We start from the raw sequence: 20337 nt of genomic DNA on the forward strand, positions 1-20337 counted from the left end.
CCTATTTGTATTATTACCTATAAACATAAATATCGGTATTTTCCTTCCACCTCATAACATATTCATAAGCTAGTAAAATAGACATATAGCATTTGTAGCATCTGAAATATATATCTTGGATTGCCAGTTAAAAATTTGTTTGTCCAAAATGTAAATGAATTCTTCCAGCGATATTCCCATTTAAACTGTTGTAAATATTAGCTGCAAGATTTATAAACCTTGCTTTATTTCGAATAGATACGTTGTATATTATCTTGACAAGTATCTTTTATGTCATTAAAATAATAATGTTAATTTGAAAAAAATGAAAGGAAAGCAAAATGTTATTTAATTCATTTAAGTTTTTGATATTTTTCCCAATTGTAACAATATTGTATTTTATTTTACCACATAAATTTAGATGGTTCATGCTTTTAACTAGTAGTTGTATCTTTTACATGGCATTTGTTCCAAAGTATATATTTATTTTAGCTTTTACAATTTTTATAGATTTTTTTGTGGGAATTGCATTAGAAAAAATAGATGGAGAAAAAAGAAAATTATTTTTAATAATAAGTATCTTATCAAATATAGGAATACTGTTTGTATTTAAATATTTTAATTTTTTCAATTCAAATATAGTTAAGGTCGCGGACTTTTTTCATTGGAATTATCCAATCGAAAGTTTAAAAATAATTTTACCGATAGGATTGTCGTTCCATACTTTTCAAAGTTTAAGTTATATAATTGAAGTATATAAGGGTAAGCAAAAGGCAGAAAGAAATTTTGGCATTTATGCCTTATTTGTTATGTTTTACCCTCAGCTTGTTGCCGGACCTATAGAAAGGCCTCAGAATCTTTTGACTCAATTCCATGAAAGACATTATTTTGAAATCAGCAGAGTAGCTGATGGCTTAAAAATGATGTTATGGGGAATGATTAAGAAAGTTGTTATTGCAGATAGATTGGCATTGTTTGTTAACCAAATTTACGGAAATCCTGAAAATTATTACGGAATGCCTCTTATTTCTGCTACATTCTTCTTTGCCTTTCAAATTTATTGTGATTTCTCCGGTTATTCGGATATTGCCATTGGAGCAGCTAAAGTTATGGGCTTTAACTTAATGACCAATTTTAACAGACCATATTTATCTAAGTCTATAGCTGAGTTTTGGAGAAGGTGGCATATTTCACTTTCTACATGGTTTAAAGATTACGTTTATATTCCTTTGGGTGGAAACAGGTGCTCTGCACCACGCAGGTACTTTAATTTATTTATTACATTTATGCTTAGCGGACTTTGGCACGGTGCAAATTGGACATATATTATTTGGGGAGCACTAAATGGGATTTATCAAATAATTTCATTAATGACAAGGAATATTAGAAATAAAATTTTAGTATTTACAAAATTAGAGAAGGTCCCTAATATTCATAAATCTATTCAAATTGTATTTACATTTTCGCTTACAATGTTCGCATGGATATTTTTTAGAGCGGCAAATATTAGACAAGCCATATATATCATAAGGAACATGTTTGTTGGAATTTTTGATATACGTAATTTTGAAGCTGTTATAAAGGTGGCTGAAGGAATACAGGCATTTAATAATGAAGGCCTTATTTTATCATTTGTTTTAATTCTATTTTTGATAATAATAGAATTGCTACAACGTAATGTTGTAATACGTGAGACCATTGATAAGAGATTCCCTCATATATGTTGGTTAATATACTATGCTGGAATATTTGCAGTTATTATTTTGGGGCAGTTTTCTAAAGCACAGTTTATTTATTTTCAGTTTTAAATAGAGAGGGTTACTTAAATGAATAAAGAAATGCAGTTAAATAATTTGTTAAAAAGAGGGCTATTACTAAAGCATAAAAACTTTTTATTGTGCATCACTTTTGTTTTCTTTTTTTTTGCTTTTGACTTTGTAATAGGTGAGGTTTTAAGCTATTATGATCATTTTGATACTCCCAATATGAATTCATTAATGTGGGATGACTTCTATAAAAGTGAGCCGAATTCTATTGATGTGATATTTTTGGGATCTTCACATGCAAGGTTCGCTTTTGATACAGAAACCTTTGATAATAATTTAAATATAAAGTCCTTTAACCTATCAAGTTCAGAACAAACACCCTTAGTCGGATATTATGCATTAAAGGAAGTTTTAAAAAATCAAAAGCCTAAGCTATTGGTATATGAAGCATACTGGAGGGTATTTGGCATTGACGACAACACGACAACTGCATACTTTGTATATGACTATATTAAAGGATTTGATACTAGATCACAATTATTGGCAAGTATATATGACAATAGAAATTTTTCTTCCTTTTTAGCAGAAGCTTTGTCTAGAACATATAAGTATAGAGATAGTTTTTTCCCTACAATTAAAAATGTTTTAACCGGAAGGATTATTAAACCTTCTTCCCCGTCTAAGCATATTAAATATGCTGATTTTACATACCACCAAAATGGGTACTTTCAAAGTGATGAGGTCGTAAATAATGAAAAGTTATTTGAAAATAATCCATTTGAAAAAGCAGGATTGTACTTTAAATGGAATGAAACTCAAATTGAATATTTTAAGAAGACTATAAAGTTATGTAACGATAATAATATTAAGGTGTTAGTGATAACTGCGCCACTACCCAAACCTTCAATGGACTATATCAAAGATTATAAAAAATATAGCAGTAAAATAATGAATATTGCAAAGAAATTTGGACTTGAATATATAGATTATAATAGTATGAATATTAAAGAAGGTAATTTTAAAAATGAGTTTTTCTTTGATAGTAATCATCTTAATAAAAATGGTTCGGAATTTCTTGATAATTTGCTGATTCCGGTAATAAAAAAATATTTGAACTAAAAAGTACCATTTGATTGTGAAAGATAAAAGCTTACAGAGTCTGAGAAATCCATAAATTACATGGATTTCTCGAACTTCTGCAAGGCTTTGTACCTTATATATAATATTGCTCAATATTTATTTTCAGAAACTGTATTATTATCGGGTTTATTTCAAGGAAGGTAAAGCTGATTCCTTTACGTGTAAAGGCAGTAATCATTGGCATAGCAATCGTGGCAAACGGGTCTGTGCCTGAGTACAATATGTGTATGCGGGTGTTGGTGAGTTTTTTTGGACAGCTTTTGCTGAGTAAAGCCCCCCTTATGAACTATTTGATTTTCAGTATCTCTTTCACACACATAGCGGCCCATGTGGCACCGCTTTTCCTTTTGAAAGATATATATCCTCCCTGTTTTTTTATATTCATCAGCATCTAACTCGGATGTGCTTAAAAATAGTGAATATAAGTCATCAATCACTTTGGTTAGCTACTGAATTGGTTGTGTTTGATTTTGAGATGGCATTACCCTGTAAAATGTAAGTCTACTTGACTAAGTATACCAAAAATTTAATTAAATGTAAAAAAATAGTTGATTCTCTTTATTATTGATGATATGATTATTTGATTGGATGCATTCTGAAAATAATTGGAGGATTAAAATCTATGAATAAACAAAAGAAGTATATTATTATTACTTTATTATTAGTACTTTGTTGCACATTACTCATGTCTAGTTTTGTTTTTGCTACTGATTCTGATATAGATATAAACTCAGATGTCGCACAAAGTATAATATACCAAATGGTTCAATCTATAAACAATAAAGACTGGGGCACATATTCTGAATTGCAACTAGATGAATACAAGGATAGTTTAAAGGATTTTTTACTTAATACTGATAACCAGCAATCCAGCATCGGAATATTAAGTGTGCAATCTGCATCAATAAAGGAAATTAAAGCACTTCCAAAAGCAGCTTTAACAGGTATTGTTGATTTAGAAAGTTACACATTAAAATACGGTGATGTCTATTCCTTTTTAGTTGGTACTACATATAAAGTAAAAAAAGAAAGCAAGTACTTTTTGAATGGAGTTAACTATAACATAATTTTAGTAGGAAAAGAAAATGATAAATGGAAAATAGTTTTTAATGGAGATGCCCCTCTTGAAGTTCTACGCCCTAAAGGATACGGTTTTAATAGCGATGATGAAACATCATCATTGAAAGTTATACAAGAGAAGTATAAAGGCAATATCATTAATAAAAAAGGGGCATTATTATCTACAAACAAGAAAGTCTCAGAAACCAGCACTAATGCTAAAATACTTGAGGTAAGTGCTGTTCAAAGTAGTTCTGTGTCATCCTTTACTTTACAAGAACCAGCAATAATTGCTGTGTATCATATGTATGGTAATTCATCGTTAACAGGTAAAGCAGACCCGTATTATCACACAACAACATACCCATCTTTTGATGTTGAATATGTTAGTGACTGTTTACCTGTTGAGGTTTATGATTCTTGGGACATAAAAGCTCTTTGTGCTTGTGCGTTAGCTGTTAAAGAATATGGTTGGTATAATATTTTACATCCTAAGACACCTGCATCAACATATGGAGCAGATGTAGTTGATACAGTATCAGATCAAAGGTATGAGTATAATTCGCATACTCTAGCTCCTAATTGTAACAATGCCGCTATTCTTGAAACATCTATATGTATTAGAAGTTCTAGTGATAATATTTTTAACGCACAATACAGAGCCGGAACATCAGGAAGTCCAGGTACACAGTATGGTGGAGTACTCTCCCAATATGGAACACAGTATCTTGCGACAACTGGTGGATACTCTAATGCTATATCTATTTTAAGATATTATTATAGCTATTCAGACAAATCTTCAGGAGATATTAAAATTTTTAATGTAAATTATCCATAACTTTTATTGTATTTAATTTAAAATTAAAAATATTGAAGAGAAAATTGCATACGCTATATTAGAATGCAATTTTTCTCTCCAACAAATAGTAGTAGGATTTAATTTGGAGGTTTTATGAGAAAATTAATAGTAATTTTAAGTATGTTTTTTTTATTGGTTCTGACTACTTCTTGCGGAGAAAAGGTTTCTAATGGCAATTCTAACCAGCAAGCAGGTAGTACTCAATATAATGATGAAAATAGTACTGCTACGCAGCAAACAGATGCTGGGAGTACTAATAAATCAATTGAATTACTACTTGACAAAAAAATAGAAACTAGCAGCTATTCAGTATCTATTCCTAAAAGCTGGTCTTATGAAGAAGTTAATAGTGATATTTTGAATCTAAAAAAAGATAATGTCCAAATTGGGGGAATATATATTCAGCCATACTATAAGGATGTAGAAGAGCCTGTAAGTAGCTTGCTTCCTAATCATACTGAAATTATTGATTCAAAAAAATTAACAGGCTTCTTTACTGAAACACAAGAAATGCATGTAGTTAGCACGGAACCAGCTGTTTCAGGAGATAGTAATAGCGAAAATTGGATATATGTATTCTTCGTAAAAGATAAAGAAGTTGTTTATGAAATCTTCTTTAATACTAAATTTATTGATGAAAGTAATATTCTAAATATAGCAAAGAGTTTTAAATTAAGCTCTGGTACATAATTCCATAAACTAAAATTTTATTCAAACCACCAATTTATCAAGCTCCCGATTCAAGTTAGTCTCGAACTTCTGCAAAGCTTTGTACCCGATATATAATTAATTATAATACTGTTTGAATAGCAAATAACAAAGAAGCTTTGCATATTTATACAAATTTATACCGGAAACCGGGATTTTCGCTTATAACATATTGAAAGCTTATCTTATCTGACGGAATCCGGCTCTGCTTTAAGGATATCAATCTTTTAGGCAGATTCAGAGAGCACTGGTAGTCAGTTAATTCAATATCACCAAATACTTGAATATATGTTAATAAATTTAAGTCGTTATATTCGCTGTCTATATCAGAAGGTAATTCTGCAATAACCTCGGGGAATTCACATGAGCCGTCTGGTGCATTCTTGACAGCACAGGCTGAGAAGGTTGATTTATTCAGCTCAAATATTGTTTTTAGCGGGTGATAGTATTTTTGCCTGCCGGAGCAGGGATCGGCAAGCCTTTTCATAACCCTTGAAGGACTCATTAATACTGCGTCTATTTTAATATTTTGAGGAAGCAGGATGCCCTCGGGCAGCATTTGAGAAACAAGATTCAAGGCTATTGAAACATGAGGCTCTTTTTGCAAGGCATTCTGCATGGTTTCAGTCAGAACTATATGTATCGGATTAAGCTTGTCAGCCTGATAAGTTGTAGCATCGCACTGCACAATCTTATTTACATAGTCCTTCGCTTGGAAGGCGGCAATATTGCTTTTTAGAAACCTTATGCTTTCCGGGTTTATTTCAAGGAGGGTAAAGCTGATTTCTTCGCTTGTAAAGACAGTAGTCATTGGCATAGCAATCGTGGCAAACGGGCCTGTGCCTGCGTACAATATGTGTATGCGGGTGTCGGGGAATTTTTCCCGGGCAGCTTTTATTGCTGAGTAAAGCCCTCTTATGAAATATTTGGTTCTCAGTATTTCTTTCACACACATGGCAGCCCATGTGGCACCTATCGCTTTTCCTTTTGCAAGATATACATCCTCCCTGTTTTTATCGTCATCCGCATCTAACCCGGATGTGCTCAAAAATAGTGAATATAAGGCATCAATCGCTTTGGTCAACTCCGGATAATTATCCTCCGGATTAAGCAGAATCCTAGTTATATTATGTAATTTCTCGGTGTTTTTTTGCATATAAACCTCCACGCCTGATTTGGGTACAAAACATAGTAAAAAATTTAATTTTAATACAATTATTATATCTAAATCCAGATACTAATAAAAGTTGAATATAAATTTTATAATATGTAAATAATACGCAATGGTAGCAAAAAAAATTAATATATGCAAATTGAGGCTGGTTTGAAAAATGCGAAGTTTATATTTTGTGCATTCATTGTTCTCTTCGCATATCAAAAAGCAGCGAGCGGCTTTTTGTGGATTTGTGTCGCCGGTGATACTGGCAAAAATGCGGTAGCATAATAATAAAGAGCGTACCGCCACGAAAGCCTTACTAAAAATTTATGCCCGAACTGGGCGTGGAGGGTATTATGAATAATATTCAAAATATTTTGGGACTGAGTGCCAGTGAAAGCATTAAAAAGACATTATTACTTTTGACAGGCTGGACATCTGCTGTTTTAGCATTGTTTATATTTCCGTTTGTTTTTGGGATGATGGGTGTAATTTGCGGTATCCTTGCTACAAAGAATAATAGGAGCAGAATCGGAATTTACCTTGTTGTATCTTCGATTGTTCTTATGGGAGTGGGATTGGCCTTAAATGCCAGAATTATGCCCGGAATTTAACAATAATAGTAACCGGTATGGCTCCGGGATATGCTGGAGGGAATAATGAGTGAATTGGTGAATGGTAACCTTTTAATAATCGGGGGAGCAGAGGACAAGTGGGGGCAAAGCTCGGTATTAAAGCATGCGATTGAAATGTGCGGAGGTGCTGAGTCAAAAATAATTGTTTTAACCACTGCGACGCAGAAACCGCAAGAGGTAGGAGAAGAATACAGGACAGTATTCACACGTCTGGGAGTCAAAAAGCTTGATATTTTAAATATTGATAATAGAAATGATGCAAATGAAGACTCTGTGGCACAACTAATATCAGGTGCGGCAGGTATTTTTTTTACTGGAGGAGACCAGCTGCGGATTACGAGTATATTGGGCGGAACAAAAGCATTTAAGGGGCTATTGGAGGCTTATATGCACGGGGTTCCTATTATTGGGACGAGCGCAGGTGCATCGGCAATGAGCAGCACAATGATTGTAGACGGAAACAGTAATTCAGCTGCCAGAAAATGTACATTAGGGATGTCTCCCGGATTGGGGCTTCTTAATCAAGTAATAATTGACCAGCATTTCGAACAGAGGGGGAGGTTAGGCAGACTTCTTGTAGGAGTTGCCCAGAATCCTTCAATATTGGGTATAGGGATAGATGAGGATACGGCAATTAAGGTACAGTCTAATGCTTCTTTCGAAGTAGTCGGCACAAACTGTGTTACTGTAATTGATGGAACTACTATAAAAAAATCTAATGTTTCAGAGCTTAATCCGGAGGAAATGATAGCATTATCAAATGTTACAATCCATGTCCTGCCTTGTGGCTTCGGATTTGATTTAATCAACAGAACAGTAAAAAAAACTAGAGTTATCTAATCTTAGGAGGTCTTTTCAGGTGCAGATTCAAAGCATTTATTGCTTTCAAGGTAGAAATATATACAGTCATAAGCCGGTAATCCGTATGGTAGTAGACATAGGAATATTTGAAGCCGGTCCTACCAGAGAGATACCCGGTTTTAACAAAAAACTGCTTAAAAAATTTCCTAAAATAGCGGAGCATACCTGTGGCTTGGGTTATGCGGGAGGCTTCGGGGAAAGATTGATTGAAGGTACTTATATTGGTCATGTTGCCGAACACTTGATTTTAGAAATTCATAATATTATGGGGTATTCTGTGAAGTATGGTAAAACGCGGCAAATTGGAAATTCATCCAGATATTATATAATTTTTGAGTATATAAATGAAGCTTTTTCTGTTGAGTGCGGCAAAAAGGTTATAGAAATAGTTAAAGCGTTTGCAGAGGACAAGCTTATTGATATTGACAAAATACTTAATGATTTAAAAAAAATATCTTTAGAAACGGATATGGGACCCAGCACAAGAGCAATATACGAGGCGGCAAGGAGAAGAAATATTCCTGTTTCCAGAGTTGGTACAGGAAGTCTTTTAAAGCTTGGGTATGGAAGAGGCAGCAGGATAATCCAAGCTTCTCTTACAGACAGTACCAGCTGCATTACTGCGGATATTGTATCTGACAAGCAGCTTACAAAAAAAATATTAATGGATAATATGCTGCCCGTTCCATATGGAGTTGTTGTTCAGACCGAGGAAGATGCCATTGAAGCAATACAAAGAGTTGGATTTCCATTGGTTGTTAAACCGGCAGATGCAAACCAAGGGAAAGGAGTAACAGTAAATATAGTATCTGAAGAACAAATACCAGCTGCTATTTGTGAGGCTAAAAAATATTCCGGGAAAATAATTATAGAAAAATATATTCACGGGAAAGATTATCGTGTTTTGGTTGTGGGCAACAGGGTTTGTGCAGTTGCTGAAAGAAGGCCTCCGGAAGTTACAGGCGATGGCTGCAGCACAATTTCTGAGCTGGTCAGGCGGGAGAATTTGAACCCTTTGAGGGGGGCAGACCATGAAAAGCCGTTAACCTATATACGTCTTGATGAAATAGCTGTAAATTATATCAGGTCTCAGGGATATACACCGGATAGCATTCCGATGCAGGGAGAAACAGTGAGACTTAGAAAAAACGGGAATATAAGCACCGGCGGAACTGCCAGAAACTGTACGGATCAAATTCACCCCAGGAATGTATCCTATGCCGTAGCGGCTGCCAGAGCCGTGGGGCTGGACATTGCAGGAATTGATTTTGCCGCGGAGGATATTTCCTGTCCGATAGATTTGAATGAAGGAGCAATTATTGAGGTGAATGCTGCTCCGGGACTCAGAATGCATCTTCATCCAAGTGAGGGTGAGCCTGTAGAGGTTGCGGAGGATATACTGAAAATGATATATCCTGAGGAAAAGGACTATAGTATTCCAATTGCAGCTATTACAGGTACAAATGGCAAGACTACCACCACAAGACTTATTAAGCATACCTTTTCAATAATGGGCTTGAATGTCGGAATGACTTCTACCAGCGGAATATACGTTGGGAATACATGTGTTCAAGGAGGTGATATGACAGGGCCGGCCAGTGCAGGCATCATTTTGTCGGATAAGTCGGTAGATGTGGCAGTGCTGGAAACTGCAAGAGGCGGTATAGTCAGGAAAGGGCTTGGCTATGATCTTGCCGATGTAGGTGTTTTAGTCAACATAAGTGATGACCATCTGGGCATTGACGGTATAAATACCATAGAGGAGCTTGCGGATATAAAGGCACTTGTTATTGAGGCTATAAAGCCCGATGGATATGCTGTTTTAAATGCCGATGACGATATGACTCCTTATATGCTAAGTAAGGTTAGAAGTAATGTCATTATGTTTAGCAGGACTAAAACTAATGCCCTTCTTAAAAAGCATTGCAAAAACTCCGGTAATATTGCGGTATTCGTAAGAGAAGGCTACATCTGGGTGAAAGTAAATGCAAAAAGCATCCCTCTTATAGACCTGAATGATATCCCTATAACCTTTGGAGGTCTTGTTGACTGCAATATTGAAAATGCCTTGGCAGCAGTATCGGCGCTGGTTGGAATGAAAGTGCCTATGGAAATTATAAAAAAGGGTATGGAAACCTTCCGGCCGGATATAGAGCTTAATCCCGGCAGGTTTAACATATTTGATATGGGCGAATTTAAAGTTATGCTGGATTATAGCCATAATATAGCAGGCTATACCGCAGTTATAAAATTTGTACAAAAGCTGAAGGCCAAGCGGCTGGTGGGTATAGTGGGAATGCCCGGAGACAGGCTGGATTCTAATATAAAAGAGGTTGGAGAGCTCTGCGCGAAAGCCTTTGAAAAGCTTTATATCAAAGAAGATATTGATTTAAGAGGCCGTAAAAAAGGAGAGGTTGCGGATATTCTCAAAACCAGTATAATAAATTCAGGGGGAAAAAAAGAAGATGTTGAAATAATATTAAGTGAAACCGAGGCTCTTGAAAAGGCTATGCTGGATGCACGGCCCGGAGATATGATAGCTTTGTTTTTTGAAGAACTGGACAAGGCTATTCAATTGATATCTAAATTTAAGCAGGAGCAGGAAAGTACTGATTTCATCATCCGGAACAGTATAAATACAGGTAAGGCTGATGTGACGGAGAGAGAAAAGCCTTCTTTTAAATCTTCGTATAAAAATTGAATATTAATTTTACCTGTAATATAAAGGATTTCATTTTAATCCGTTTAACCCCGATTATCGTCCGATGGAACGGGCCTTTCGGTCGATAGTAATTAACTTTTTATATGGTACAATAGAGGAATATGTAATATAATGTAACGTGTACGGGCTTTTATATAGAAAAGCTTTAAAAGCAGTATATAAGCACTTGGGGGGTAGCAATGCCGGAGGTTTATTATTATGTTAAGCTGGAAGAGGTATCGGATATTACTGATTGCGGGCTTAAGCTGTCTGAATTTTATGATAAGGAAGTAATAATTGAAAATGAAAAAAAACAGTGCTTTTCTGCACTTCTGAATCCTAAGGATGACATGGAACTATACGGGTCAGCCTCTTTCTGTTGTTTAAAGCTGCAGGTGAAAAGTGAAAAATGTTTTGTTGCTGACAGGTTCATATTTGAAACTGTTCAGGACAATAATATAGAGCTGTACTATAAAACAATTATTCCCATAGAAAAATATATGTTTGGAACATACAGGCTTCCTGAGTGCCTTATTACCACTACTATTTTACCGGATGAGGCTTATATTCTGGATAAAAGGATAGATTCACCGATTATTTATTCCAATTCCGAGGAATTGTATATAAATAATATCTTACAAGATCTCAGGGATAATTATGCAGAAATGGATAATGTGCTGCTTTATCTTTTTCTTGATAACCTTACTGTTATGGGAAGGCTTGAAAAGGTTGAGAACATTAACGCAGGAATGACTATTTTCAAAAATGAGTCCGGCAAGACTTATTGCATTAAAAAACCGGATTTCAGCAGCTTTTGCCCTTAAAGCTGTCAGAAACAGTCAGAAGGTCATGAGGAGAGGAGGCCAAATTGAAAAACCTGATTTTGGAAAAATTGAAGCAGAAAAAGGACTATACCTCGGGGGAAGAACTGAGCGGACTTTTTAATGTTTCAAGAACAGCTATATGGAAGCATATAAATGAGCTGAGAAAAGAAGGCTATCACATAATATCATCTACAAGGAAGGGCTATCAGCTTGTTGATACGCCGGATATATTGGACAGCAGAGAAGTGAGAATTCCTGCCGGTCAGCTGATAGGCAAGGAGATAATTCATTTTGAAGAGATTGATTCTACAAATAACTATGCTAAAAAAATTGCAAACGAAGGGTGCAGGGACGGAACGGTTGTTGTTTCAGAGAGGCAGACAATGGCAAGGGGCAGAGTCGGAAGACAGTGGGAGTCATTTACAAATGAGGGCTTATGGTTTTCAATTGTTCTGAGACCTGATTTGGAGCCTGAATATATCAAGATAGTTACGCTTGCCGCCGCAGTTGCCGTAGTGGAAGGGATATCTGAGGTGCAAGGAATAGTTTGCGGAATCAAGTGGCCGAATGATATAATATTAAATGGCCGTAAGTTAGGCGGGATTCTGACAGAATTAAGCGCTGAGCCTGAACATATAAATTATGTGGTGGTTGGTATCGGAATTAACATTAATCAGGATAAAAATTCTTTTAATGCTGAAATTAAGAATAAAGCCACATCCCTCAGAATACATACAGGAGAAACGGTTTCGCGGGTCAGACTATTAGAGGGCATTTTAACCGGATTTGACAGGATTTACAGTATAATGCTTCAAAGAAGGACCCAGGAAATAATAGATAGCTGGAGCGGTTATTCAGTAACACTTGGAAAAGAAGTTAAGATAGTTTTAAAGAATACTGAGTATATTGGGTTAGCCCAATCCATAGCTTCGGACGGCAGGCTGATAGTTAAGTGTAATGATGGAGTGATAAGAGAAATAGCAGCAGGTGAAATACAGGTAAGAGGCTTGCTTGGCTATACATGACATGTTTTTTCAACTAATATAAAGCGTAGGAGGAACTTATCAGTGGTTAAAAAGAATGAACACCATAAAAAGAATGATTTACAGGCGAATACATCCGCACCATTAAATTCTGCTCAAAAAGTCGGAGAATTTAATCATAAAGAGAATAATACGAGGAACAGCCGCCCACCAAGAGAAAATCAGCAAAGGGAAAACAACAATCAGCAGAAAGAGCACCAGCGCAGAGACCCAAAAAGAGAAAATACTGCTCGTGTTAATCAGGCAAGGGATGGCATTCAAAAAGAAAATCCGCAGAAGGAAAATCACCAGAAGAACTATCATAGAGAAAATAACAGCCAAAACAGAGAAAACGGCAAGGAGAACAGGGAAGCCTACCGGCAGCATTATCAAAGACCTGCAATTAAGCCAAAGGCAGAGGAGACGGTTGAAGACATTGCATCTGATATCGTCAGGATAGAGAAGGAAATTGATCTTGAAATCAAAGAAATAAAGAGCTTAAGGCTTGGCTTATAGTTTTAGCCCTATTGCGGAGGAAACATGATTCTTGTTATAGATGTTGGGAATACACATACTTTATTAGGTGCATTTAAAGAAAAGGAAATTCTGGCAAATTGGCGGATAAGCACAGACAGGGACAGAAGTGCGGATGAACTGGGAATGCTGCTGCTGAACCTGTTCGCATATGGCAAATTGAATGTGGAAGAGGTTGCGGCAGTTGTAATTGCCTCCGTAGTACCGTCTCTACTATATTCGCTTGAGCATTCGATAAAAAAGTACTTAAAAATTGATCCTATGATTATCGGGCCGGGTACTAAGACGGGAATAAATATACGATGTCAGAATCCAAAAGAAGTAGGTGTTGACAAAATTGTAAATGCTGTGGCCGGATATGAAATGTATGGAGGACCTCTCATTATCGTTGATACGGGAACTGCTACCACATTTTGTGCTATCTCGGCAAAGGGTGAGTATCTGGGAAATGCCATTTGCCCGGGAATAAAGATAAGTACTGAAGCCTTGTACCAGAAGGCTGCCATGCTCCCGCGAATTGATCTGATTAAGCCGGAGAATGTTATCGGAAAAAATACAGTGGCAAGTATGCAGTCGGGAATTTTCTATGGTTATGTGGGACAGATTGATTATATTGTTAAAAAAATGAAATCAGAGATGAAGGAAAGTGCTGTTAAGGTAATTGCAACAGGAGGATTTGCGCGCCTGATTGCCGAGGAATCTCATGTTATAACTGAAATAAATTCTACGTTGACACTCAATGGACTTCGAATAGTATACGAAAGAAATCAAAATTAAAAAGAAATCAGAACAAAAAGGTATATTTATATAAATTGATTTATAATAAAAAGACGTTTTTCGTCTTTTTTTGTATAAATATTTTGATAAATAGTATAATAATTAAAGAATAAAATAATCTGCACTAATGAATTTTAAATAAACTGATATGGCTGTTTGACAGGATTTTTAAATATTTTGTATACATTGTTAAAAGATTGACATGAAATTAGTAGAATGAGCGACAATGAATGATGTATTTTCGATGATTGCCGAATAATAACAAAATGTATCTCCAAAAAAGTATTTTTAACATTTGTATCTTAAAATGTAATGTGGTACGCTAATAACAATTGCGAAAAATGGAGGGATTATTGTGGCAGGAAAAGGCTTTAAAGTAGCGATAATTGGTTGTGGATTCGTTGGTGCATCAGCAGCTTTTGCAATGTCAATTAACAATTTAGTATCAGAGATGGTACTTATTGATGTTAACAAAGAAAAAGCATATGGTGAAGCATTAGACATTAACCATGGGTTATCATTTGTAGGACAAATGAATGTTTACTCTGGAGATTATTCAGATTGTAAGGACTGTGACATAATAGTGGTTACAGCAGGGGCTAACAGAAAGCCGGGCGAAACTCGTCTGGATTTGGCCAAGAAGAATGTTTCAATAATGAAGGATATTACTGCAAACATTATGAAGCATTACAACAAGGGTGTAATTTTGGTTGTATCAAATCCGGTTGATATTTTGACTTACATGGTTCAGAAGTGGTCCGGATTGCCGGCAAACAAGGTAATCGGTTCAGGAACAGTATTGGACAGCTCAAGATTCAGAAATCATATTGCCGGTATTTTGAATGTTGACGTAAAGAATGTACATGGATATATTATCGGTGAACATGGTGATTCACAGCTGCCTGTATGGAGTGCTACACATATTGCAGGAACCAAGTTTGACAGCTATATCAGTAAGAACAATATAGCTGTTGACAAGGATAAAATAATTGCTGATGTTAAAACAGCAGGCGGAGTAATCATAAAGAACAAGGGAGCAACCTACTACGGTATAGCGTTGTCTATCAACAGAATATGTGAATCTTTACTTAAGAACTACAACACTATTATGCCGATAGGTACAGTTGTTAACGGACCATATGGGATAAGCGATGTAGCATTAAGCGTTCCTGCCGTGGTTAATGGAAATGGCTGTGAAAAAATATTGGAAATAGATTTGACAGATGCTGAGTTAAAGGCTCTTTTATATTCAGCAGATCAAGTTAAGCTTGTACTTGATGAAGTGAAAAATATATAATTATTGAATAATTTTCAATCATTTGTGAGTTTAAAGCGAAGCTTGTATAAGTTTCGCTTTAAATTTCTATAAATAACTTGTGAAAGTTTTCACAAAAGTGTATAATATAGCTATGTTAAAAACTAATATCTTAATTATAAATTGTGGAGGAATAAAAAATGGGAACTATTTATGAAGATTCACTTAAAGTGCATGGAGAGTGGGCAGGAAAAATAGAAGTTATTTGCAAAGCTCCGTTAAAAGATGCAAGGGATTTATCATTAGCATATTCACCGGGAGTTGCTCAACCATGCTTGGAAATTCAAAAAGATGTTGAAAATTCATACAAGTATACTAGAAGACATAACCTTGTTGCTGTTATAACTGATGGTACAGCAGTTTTAGGTCTTGGAGACATAGGCCCTGAAGCCGGAATGCCTGTTATGGAAGGAAAGTGCTGTCTCTTCAAGACTTTTGGTGATGTAGATGCTTTCCCTCTCTGTATAAAATCAAAAGATGTAGATACAATAGTGAATACAGTAAAATTATTGGAAGGAAGCTTCGGTGGTGTAAATCTGGAGGATATCGCAGCTCCGAGATGCTTTGAAATAGAAGAAAGACTGAAGAAGGAAACTAATATTCCAATATTCCATGATGACCAGCATGGTACTGCAATAGTTACAGCTGCAGGGCTTATAAATGCGTTGAAGGTTGTAGGAAAGAAAATGGAAGATGTTTCTATAGTTGTTAATGGTGCCGGTGCAGCCGCTATAGCTATTACAAAGCTTCTTTTCTCAATGGGCCTCAGAAAGGTTGTTCTTTGCGACACAAAGGGTGTCATTTATGAAGGCAGAGATAATCTTAATCCAATTAAGGCTGAAATGGCTAAGATTACTAACCTCGAAGGCAAGAGAGGATTATTAAAGGATGTTATGGTTGGAGCTGATGTATTTATAGGTGTTTCAGCTGCAGGTACAGTTACCAAGGAAATGGTTAAGTCAATGGCAAAGAATCCGATTATCTTTGCTCAAGCCAACCCGACTCCTGAAATTATGCCTGAAGAGGCACTTGAGGCAGGCGCTGCTGTTGTTGGAACAGGTCGTTCAGATTACCCGAATCAGGTTAATAATGTTCTTGCATTTCCTGGTATATTCAGAGGCACTTTTGATGTAGGAGCCCGTGAAATAAACGATGAAATGAAGATAGCTGCTGCTTATGCTATAGCAGGACTTGTGGGTGATTCAGAAAGAAATGCAGAATATGTTATACCAGCTCCGTTTGACCCAAGAGTAGCAAAGGCAGTTTCGGCAGCAGTTTCTGAAGCAGCTAGAAAGTCAGGCGTTGCAAGAGTATAATTGAATTAAAGCAGTTAAAAATTACAGATAGCACTTCATTTGTTATATAAATAATTTAAGAAAGAGATTGCCGCATATATTACGGGCAGTCTCTTTTTAGTTAGTCCCCTGCCTCAACAAAGCTGAGTATCTCTCTTAACATCGGAGCTACCGGTATGGCAAAATTCTTCTTATCAATGAGAGAGTATGTCGAAGCTGTAAAGGGTTGTATAACTAGAGCTTATCCATCCTCATTTCTTAGGGAACATTCCGTATTAGAAATTATGAATTACATATTGAAAAAAAATATATACAATGTGATTGACATTGGTAACTTAGAGTAATATTATTGGTTAGGAGTAATATTATACAATTACTGGCGAATAATTAAACTGTTTAAGACATAAATGGGTAATTGTTGATTATATGTATTGAATATAACAGGAGGTCAATATCATGTTTGTAATTTTTTCAGATATGTTTGTATGCACGAGTTAGTTTGGACTAACTATTGTAATAGCCACAAAGAATCAGTTTTCAGGGAGGATGAGTGTATGTTTATACAAGTAAAAAATGCAAGCAAAAGCTATGGAGAAAAGGAAAACTCCGTCAAGGTGCTCAACAGTGTCAATGTGGGTATTAAAAAAGGAGAAATCTGTTTGGTGCTTGGACCCAGCGGATCAGGCAAGTCTACCTTTTTGAATGTTATAGGCGGTTTGGATACTATAGACAGCGGAGAGATAATTGTAAACGGTGTTACAATTGCAAATTTAAAAGTTGGGGAGCTGTTAAAGTATAGAAGAGATTATCTGGGCTTTATATTTCAATTTTATAATTTAGTACCGAATTTAACAGTCAGGGAGAATATTGAGCTGTGTAAGTATATATCCGATAATCCGCTTGATATAGATGAGGTGCTGGGAGATCTGGGAATGAAGGAACACCAGCACAAGTTCCCGGCGCAGCTTTCAGGAGGTCAGCAGCAGAGATGTGCAATAGGAAGGGCCTTTGTAAAGAATCCTGCCTTAATGCTTTGCGATGAGCCAACAGGTGCACTGGATTCAAAATCTTCAAAAGACATACTGATTTTATTGGAAAAAATTAATAAAAAGTATGGAACAACAATGATTATTGTCACTCATAATACTGCAATCAAAGAGATGGCAGATCATGTTATACATATAAAAGATGGTCAGGTCAGCAGTGATACACTAAATAACAATAAAAAAGCTGCTTCTGAAGTAAATTGGGAATAATGAAAGGGATGCTTATATGAACAGGATTTTAAATAAACGTATTTTCCGTGATTTGAAAAAAAATCTGGTTCGCTATGCAGCGCTGTTTGTATTAATAGTGATGGGGATATTTGTTATTACATCAATGTTTGGATCAGCGGACACAATTATAACACGAGCAAAGGAATATTCAAGGGAGCTAAGGGTTGAGGACGGGCAATTTACGACCTTTATGCCGCTTACAGCAGATGAGAAGAAGGAAATTTCCTCAAGGGATATTACCTTTGAAGAAAATTTCTTCCTTGACTTTACAGTTGGCGGAGATACTACCCTCAGAGTTTTTAAAAACAGAAAAGACATTAATCTTGTAAAGCTGGATGAGGGTTCTGCCGCAGCAGATAAAAATCAGGTCGTTCTTGAGAAGCTGTATGCAAAGAAAAACAGCTATAAACTTGGTGATTCAATTAAAATAGGCAATGAAAATTATAAAATTGTTGGTATAGGAACCTCACCTGATTATGAAAGTCCTCTTGCAAATGTTTATGATACAGGAACAAATTCAAAGCTTTTCGGGACAGCCTTTGTAAGTGAGGATGGGTATGAAGCCTTGAAGAACAGCGGATTATCCAAAAAAACAGAAGAATATTTATACAGCTATACTCTGGGGAAGAGTATGGACTCAGACGAACTGAAGGAGTATCTGAAGAAAAACAAGGTCTCACCGTACGGAAAGGAAGCTATTGGAACACCTTTGGAAAATGTCAGGATTGATAATCTGACAGCCTTCATTAAAAGCGATGAAAATGCAAGAATAGGTGCATGCTCTGACAATGTGGCAATCAAAAAGAAGATAAGTCAAATGGCAGGGGTGATAGTTATTATATTGATTGCATATATAATTTCTGTCTTTATAACCCATAGTATTGAAATGGAAAGCACAATCATCGGAGCATTATATTCTCTCGGTACTAAGAAGTCAACCTTATTAATGCATTATATAATACTGCCTGTGGTTATATGTCTTGCAGGGGGTCTGCTTGGAACGGTACTGAGCTTTACTCCGGTTGGAATAGAAAAGCAGATGCTGTCACAGGCATCATATTATTCAATTGCGAATATGGATATTATTTTCTCACCTATGGTTATAGTTTACGGCTGTGTTCTTCCTCCTGTAATAGCTGCCATTGTAAACATTATTGTTATATTTAAAAAGCTCAATGTCCCTGCCTTGAAATTGTTGAGGAATGAAAGGAAGGTTTTTTCAGCCAGAAAGGGAATAAAGCTCAATAATGCAAATTTTTTAAGCAAATTCCGCGTAAGACAATTTTTAAGGGAAATAAAAATATATGTTATCGTTTTTGCCGGAATTTTTATTTCCATGCTGCTGCTTATGGAATCATTGACAGGCTTTTCGTTTTTGAACAATATGATTGATCAAAATAACAGAGACATAAAATATGAGTACATGTACACCTGCAAAATTCCTGACAGGGAGGTGCCTGCCGGAGGAGAGGAAGGCTTTGAAAAACCGTTTAAAAAGGAAATTTACGGATATAATCTTACAGTCAATGTGATGGGTATAAAAAAAGGCAACCCGTATTTTGACTTTGATGTAAAAAAGGGTGAAAATCAGATAGCTATTTCAAGCTCTGTTGCGAATAAATATGGTCTGAAGACCGGGGACGATTTTGTAATTAAGGATGAGCTGGAAAACAAGGAATATACTCTTAAAATCAGTGATGTGGTGCAATATTCAGTGGCATTATATGCGTTTATGGATATTGACAGCATGAGGGAGTTGCTTGGCAAGGATAAGGATTATTATAATGTGGTTCTCTCAGACAAGGAATTGGATATTGACAGCAGTAAGCTTCTGGCGGTGACAACACGGGCTGATATTAAGGAAACTGCCGATATTTTCATGGAAAAGAATATGGGGATGTTTGTAATGGTTGGTGCCGGAGCAACGGCAATGTTCTTTATAGTGATGTATTTAATGCTAAAAATGATGCTTGACAGATCCTCGTTTAATATTTCTCTGGCTAAGGTATTCGGCTATAAAAATAAAGAAATTCGAAAGCTTTATCTGGATGCAAATTTATTCACGATAATAGTTTCTTCAGCAATAAGTATTCCTCTTGCAAAGATGATAATGGGCAGGATGTTTCCGTCAATGCTCGCAAACTTGGCAGCCGGAGCAGATGTAAGCTTTAAACCGCCGCTTTATATATTGGTTGTTCTTATTGTTGTAATATCATACATAATTGTAAACAGTCTGCTTATCGGAAGGATAAACAGGATTTCACATGTACAGGCGCTTAAGACCAGAGAATAAGACAGGGTGCAAGGAATAGACATGATGATTGTTCCATTTGAACCCTTGCATCTTGCAGCAAAGGTATTTACAAAGCCTGCATCATTTTACGAAGAAGCTTACTGAAGTCAATCCGGTTCAAGCCTTCGAGGAGATA

Annotated in this window: 16 protein-coding genes; 15 read left to right on the plus strand and 1 reads right to left on the minus strand. The window is 35.9% G+C overall.

Annotated elements, in window-relative coordinates; all coding sequences use genetic code 11:
* Positions 1–320: 320 nt before the first annotated feature.
* The 4 genes from LY28_RS04790 (at position 321) to LY28_RS04805 (ending at position 5493) form a co-directional block, all read left to right on the plus strand.
* Positions 321–1787, plus strand: a complete 1467-nt coding sequence (locus tag LY28_RS04790) for an MBOAT family O-acyltransferase (protein WP_110461038.1) — start codon at positions 321–323, stop codon at positions 1785–1787.
* 18 nt (positions 1788–1805) lie between these two features.
* Positions 1806–2864, plus strand: a complete 1059-nt coding sequence (locus LY28_RS04795) for a D-alanyl-lipoteichoic acid biosynthesis protein DltD (RefSeq protein WP_110461039.1) — start codon at positions 1806–1808, stop codon at positions 2862–2864.
* Positions 2865–3507: 643 nt separating this feature from the next.
* A complete protein-coding gene (locus LY28_RS04800) occupies positions 3508–4782 on the plus strand; it encodes a SpoIID/LytB domain-containing protein (protein WP_110461040.1) in 1275 nt (424 codons plus the stop codon).
* A 114-nt stretch (positions 4783–4896) separates the two neighbouring features.
* The gene (locus LY28_RS04805; protein ID WP_110461041.1) at positions 4897–5493 is read left to right on the plus strand and encodes a hypothetical protein; all 597 of its coding nucleotides are present in this window, start codon (positions 4897–4899) and stop codon (positions 5491–5493) included.
* Positions 5494–5638: 145 nt separating this feature from the next.
* Here LY28_RS04805 and LY28_RS04810 read toward each other — a convergent pair whose 3' ends face one another.
* On the minus strand, positions 5639–6667 hold the full coding sequence (locus LY28_RS04810; protein WP_110461042.1) for an SAM-dependent methyltransferase: 1029 nt from the start codon (positions 6665–6667) through the stop codon (positions 5639–5641).
* Positions 6668–7023: 356 nt separating this feature from the next.
* Between LY28_RS04810 and LY28_RS04815 the strand changes: the two genes are divergently transcribed.
* The 11 genes from LY28_RS04815 (at position 7024) to LY28_RS04865 (ending at position 20201) form a co-directional block, all read left to right on the plus strand.
* Positions 7024–7281, plus strand: coding sequence for a hypothetical protein (locus tag LY28_RS04815; protein WP_110461043.1), 258 nt, complete (start codon positions 7024–7026; stop codon positions 7279–7281).
* A 45-nt stretch (positions 7282–7326) separates the two neighbouring features.
* Positions 7327–8142: a cyanophycinase gene (locus LY28_RS04820; RefSeq protein WP_110461044.1), complete on the plus strand. Its 816-nt coding sequence runs from the start codon at positions 7327–7329 to the stop codon at positions 8140–8142.
* Positions 8143–8161: 19 nt separating this feature from the next.
* A complete protein-coding gene (gene cphA, locus LY28_RS04825) occupies positions 8162–10864 on the plus strand; it encodes a cyanophycin synthetase (RefSeq protein ID WP_110461045.1) in 2703 nt (900 codons plus the stop codon).
* Between the two features lie 200 nt (positions 10865–11064).
* Positions 11065–11688, plus strand: coding sequence for a hypothetical protein (locus tag LY28_RS04830; RefSeq protein WP_110461046.1), 624 nt, complete (start codon positions 11065–11067; stop codon positions 11686–11688).
* 44 nt (positions 11689–11732) lie between these two features.
* Entirely contained in the window at positions 11733–12713 is a 981-nt protein-coding gene (locus tag LY28_RS04835; RefSeq protein ID WP_110461047.1) for a biotin--[acetyl-CoA-carboxylase] ligase, read from the plus strand.
* Positions 12714–12755: 42 nt separating this feature from the next.
* Positions 12756–13226 carry a hypothetical protein gene (locus tag LY28_RS04840; protein WP_110461048.1) on the plus strand — a complete coding sequence of 157 codons (471 nt, stop codon included), beginning with the start codon at positions 12756–12758 and terminating at the stop codon, positions 13224–13226.
* Positions 13227–13250: 24 nt separating this feature from the next.
* Positions 13251–14021 (plus strand): type III pantothenate kinase, encoded by a 771-nt coding sequence (locus LY28_RS04845; RefSeq protein WP_110461049.1) that lies wholly within the window; start codon positions 13251–13253, stop codon positions 14019–14021.
* A gap of 355 nt (positions 14022–14376) precedes the next feature.
* Positions 14377–15318 (plus strand): L-lactate dehydrogenase, encoded by a 942-nt coding sequence (locus LY28_RS04850; protein WP_110461050.1) that lies wholly within the window; start codon positions 14377–14379, stop codon positions 15316–15318.
* Between the two features lie 158 nt (positions 15319–15476).
* Complete coding sequence (locus tag LY28_RS04855) at positions 15477–16652, plus strand: NAD(P)-dependent malic enzyme (protein WP_110461051.1); 1176 nt, start codon at positions 15477–15479, stop codon at positions 16650–16652.
* Between the two features lie 533 nt (positions 16653–17185).
* A complete protein-coding gene (locus LY28_RS04860) occupies positions 17186–17887 on the plus strand; it encodes an ABC transporter ATP-binding protein (RefSeq protein ID WP_110461052.1) in 702 nt (233 codons plus the stop codon).
* Between the two features lie 16 nt (positions 17888–17903).
* Positions 17904–20201 carry an ABC transporter permease gene (locus tag LY28_RS04865; protein WP_110461053.1) on the plus strand — a complete coding sequence of 766 codons (2298 nt, stop codon included), beginning with the start codon at positions 17904–17906 and terminating at the stop codon, positions 20199–20201.
* The last annotated feature ends 136 nt before the right edge of the window (positions 20202–20337 follow it).

Source organism: Ruminiclostridium sufflavum DSM 19573 (genome assembly GCF_003208175.1).
Classification (GTDB): domain Bacteria; phylum Bacillota; class Clostridia; order Acetivibrionales; family DSM-1351; genus Ruminiclostridium; species Ruminiclostridium sufflavum.

Excerpts from the sequence above, each read along its gene's own strand:
- LY28_RS04790 (WP_110461038.1), top strand. The coding sequence starts at position 321 with ATGTTATTTAATTCATTTAAGTTTTTGATATTTTTCCCAATTGTAACA.
- LY28_RS04795 (WP_110461039.1), top strand. The coding sequence starts at position 1,806 with ATGAATAAAGAAATGCAGTTAAATAATTTGTTAAAAAGAGGGCTATTA.
- LY28_RS04800 (WP_110461040.1), top strand. The coding sequence starts at position 3,508 with ATGAATAAACAAAAGAAGTATATTATTATTACTTTATTATTAGTACTT.
- LY28_RS04805 (WP_110461041.1), top strand. The coding sequence starts at position 4,897 with ATGAGAAAATTAATAGTAATTTTAAGTATGTTTTTTTTATTGGTTCTG.
- LY28_RS04810 (WP_110461042.1), bottom strand. The coding sequence starts at position 6,667 with ATGCAAAAAAACACCGAGAAATTACATAATATAACTAGGATTCTGCTT.
- LY28_RS04815 (WP_110461043.1), top strand. The coding sequence starts at position 7,024 with ATGAATAATATTCAAAATATTTTGGGACTGAGTGCCAGTGAAAGCATT.
- LY28_RS04820 (WP_110461044.1), top strand. The coding sequence starts at position 7,327 with ATGAGTGAATTGGTGAATGGTAACCTTTTAATAATCGGGGGAGCAGAG.
- LY28_RS04830 (WP_110461046.1), top strand. The coding sequence starts at position 11,065 with ATGCCGGAGGTTTATTATTATGTTAAGCTGGAAGAGGTATCGGATATT.
- LY28_RS04845 (WP_110461049.1), top strand. The coding sequence starts at position 13,251 with ATGATTCTTGTTATAGATGTTGGGAATACACATACTTTATTAGGTGCA.
- LY28_RS04855 (WP_110461051.1), top strand. The coding sequence starts at position 15,477 with ATGGGAACTATTTATGAAGATTCACTTAAAGTGCATGGAGAGTGGGCA.
- LY28_RS04860 (WP_110461052.1), top strand. The coding sequence starts at position 17,186 with ATGTTTATACAAGTAAAAAATGCAAGCAAAAGCTATGGAGAAAAGGAA.
- LY28_RS04865 (WP_110461053.1), top strand. The coding sequence starts at position 17,904 with ATGAACAGGATTTTAAATAAACGTATTTTCCGTGATTTGAAAAAAAAT.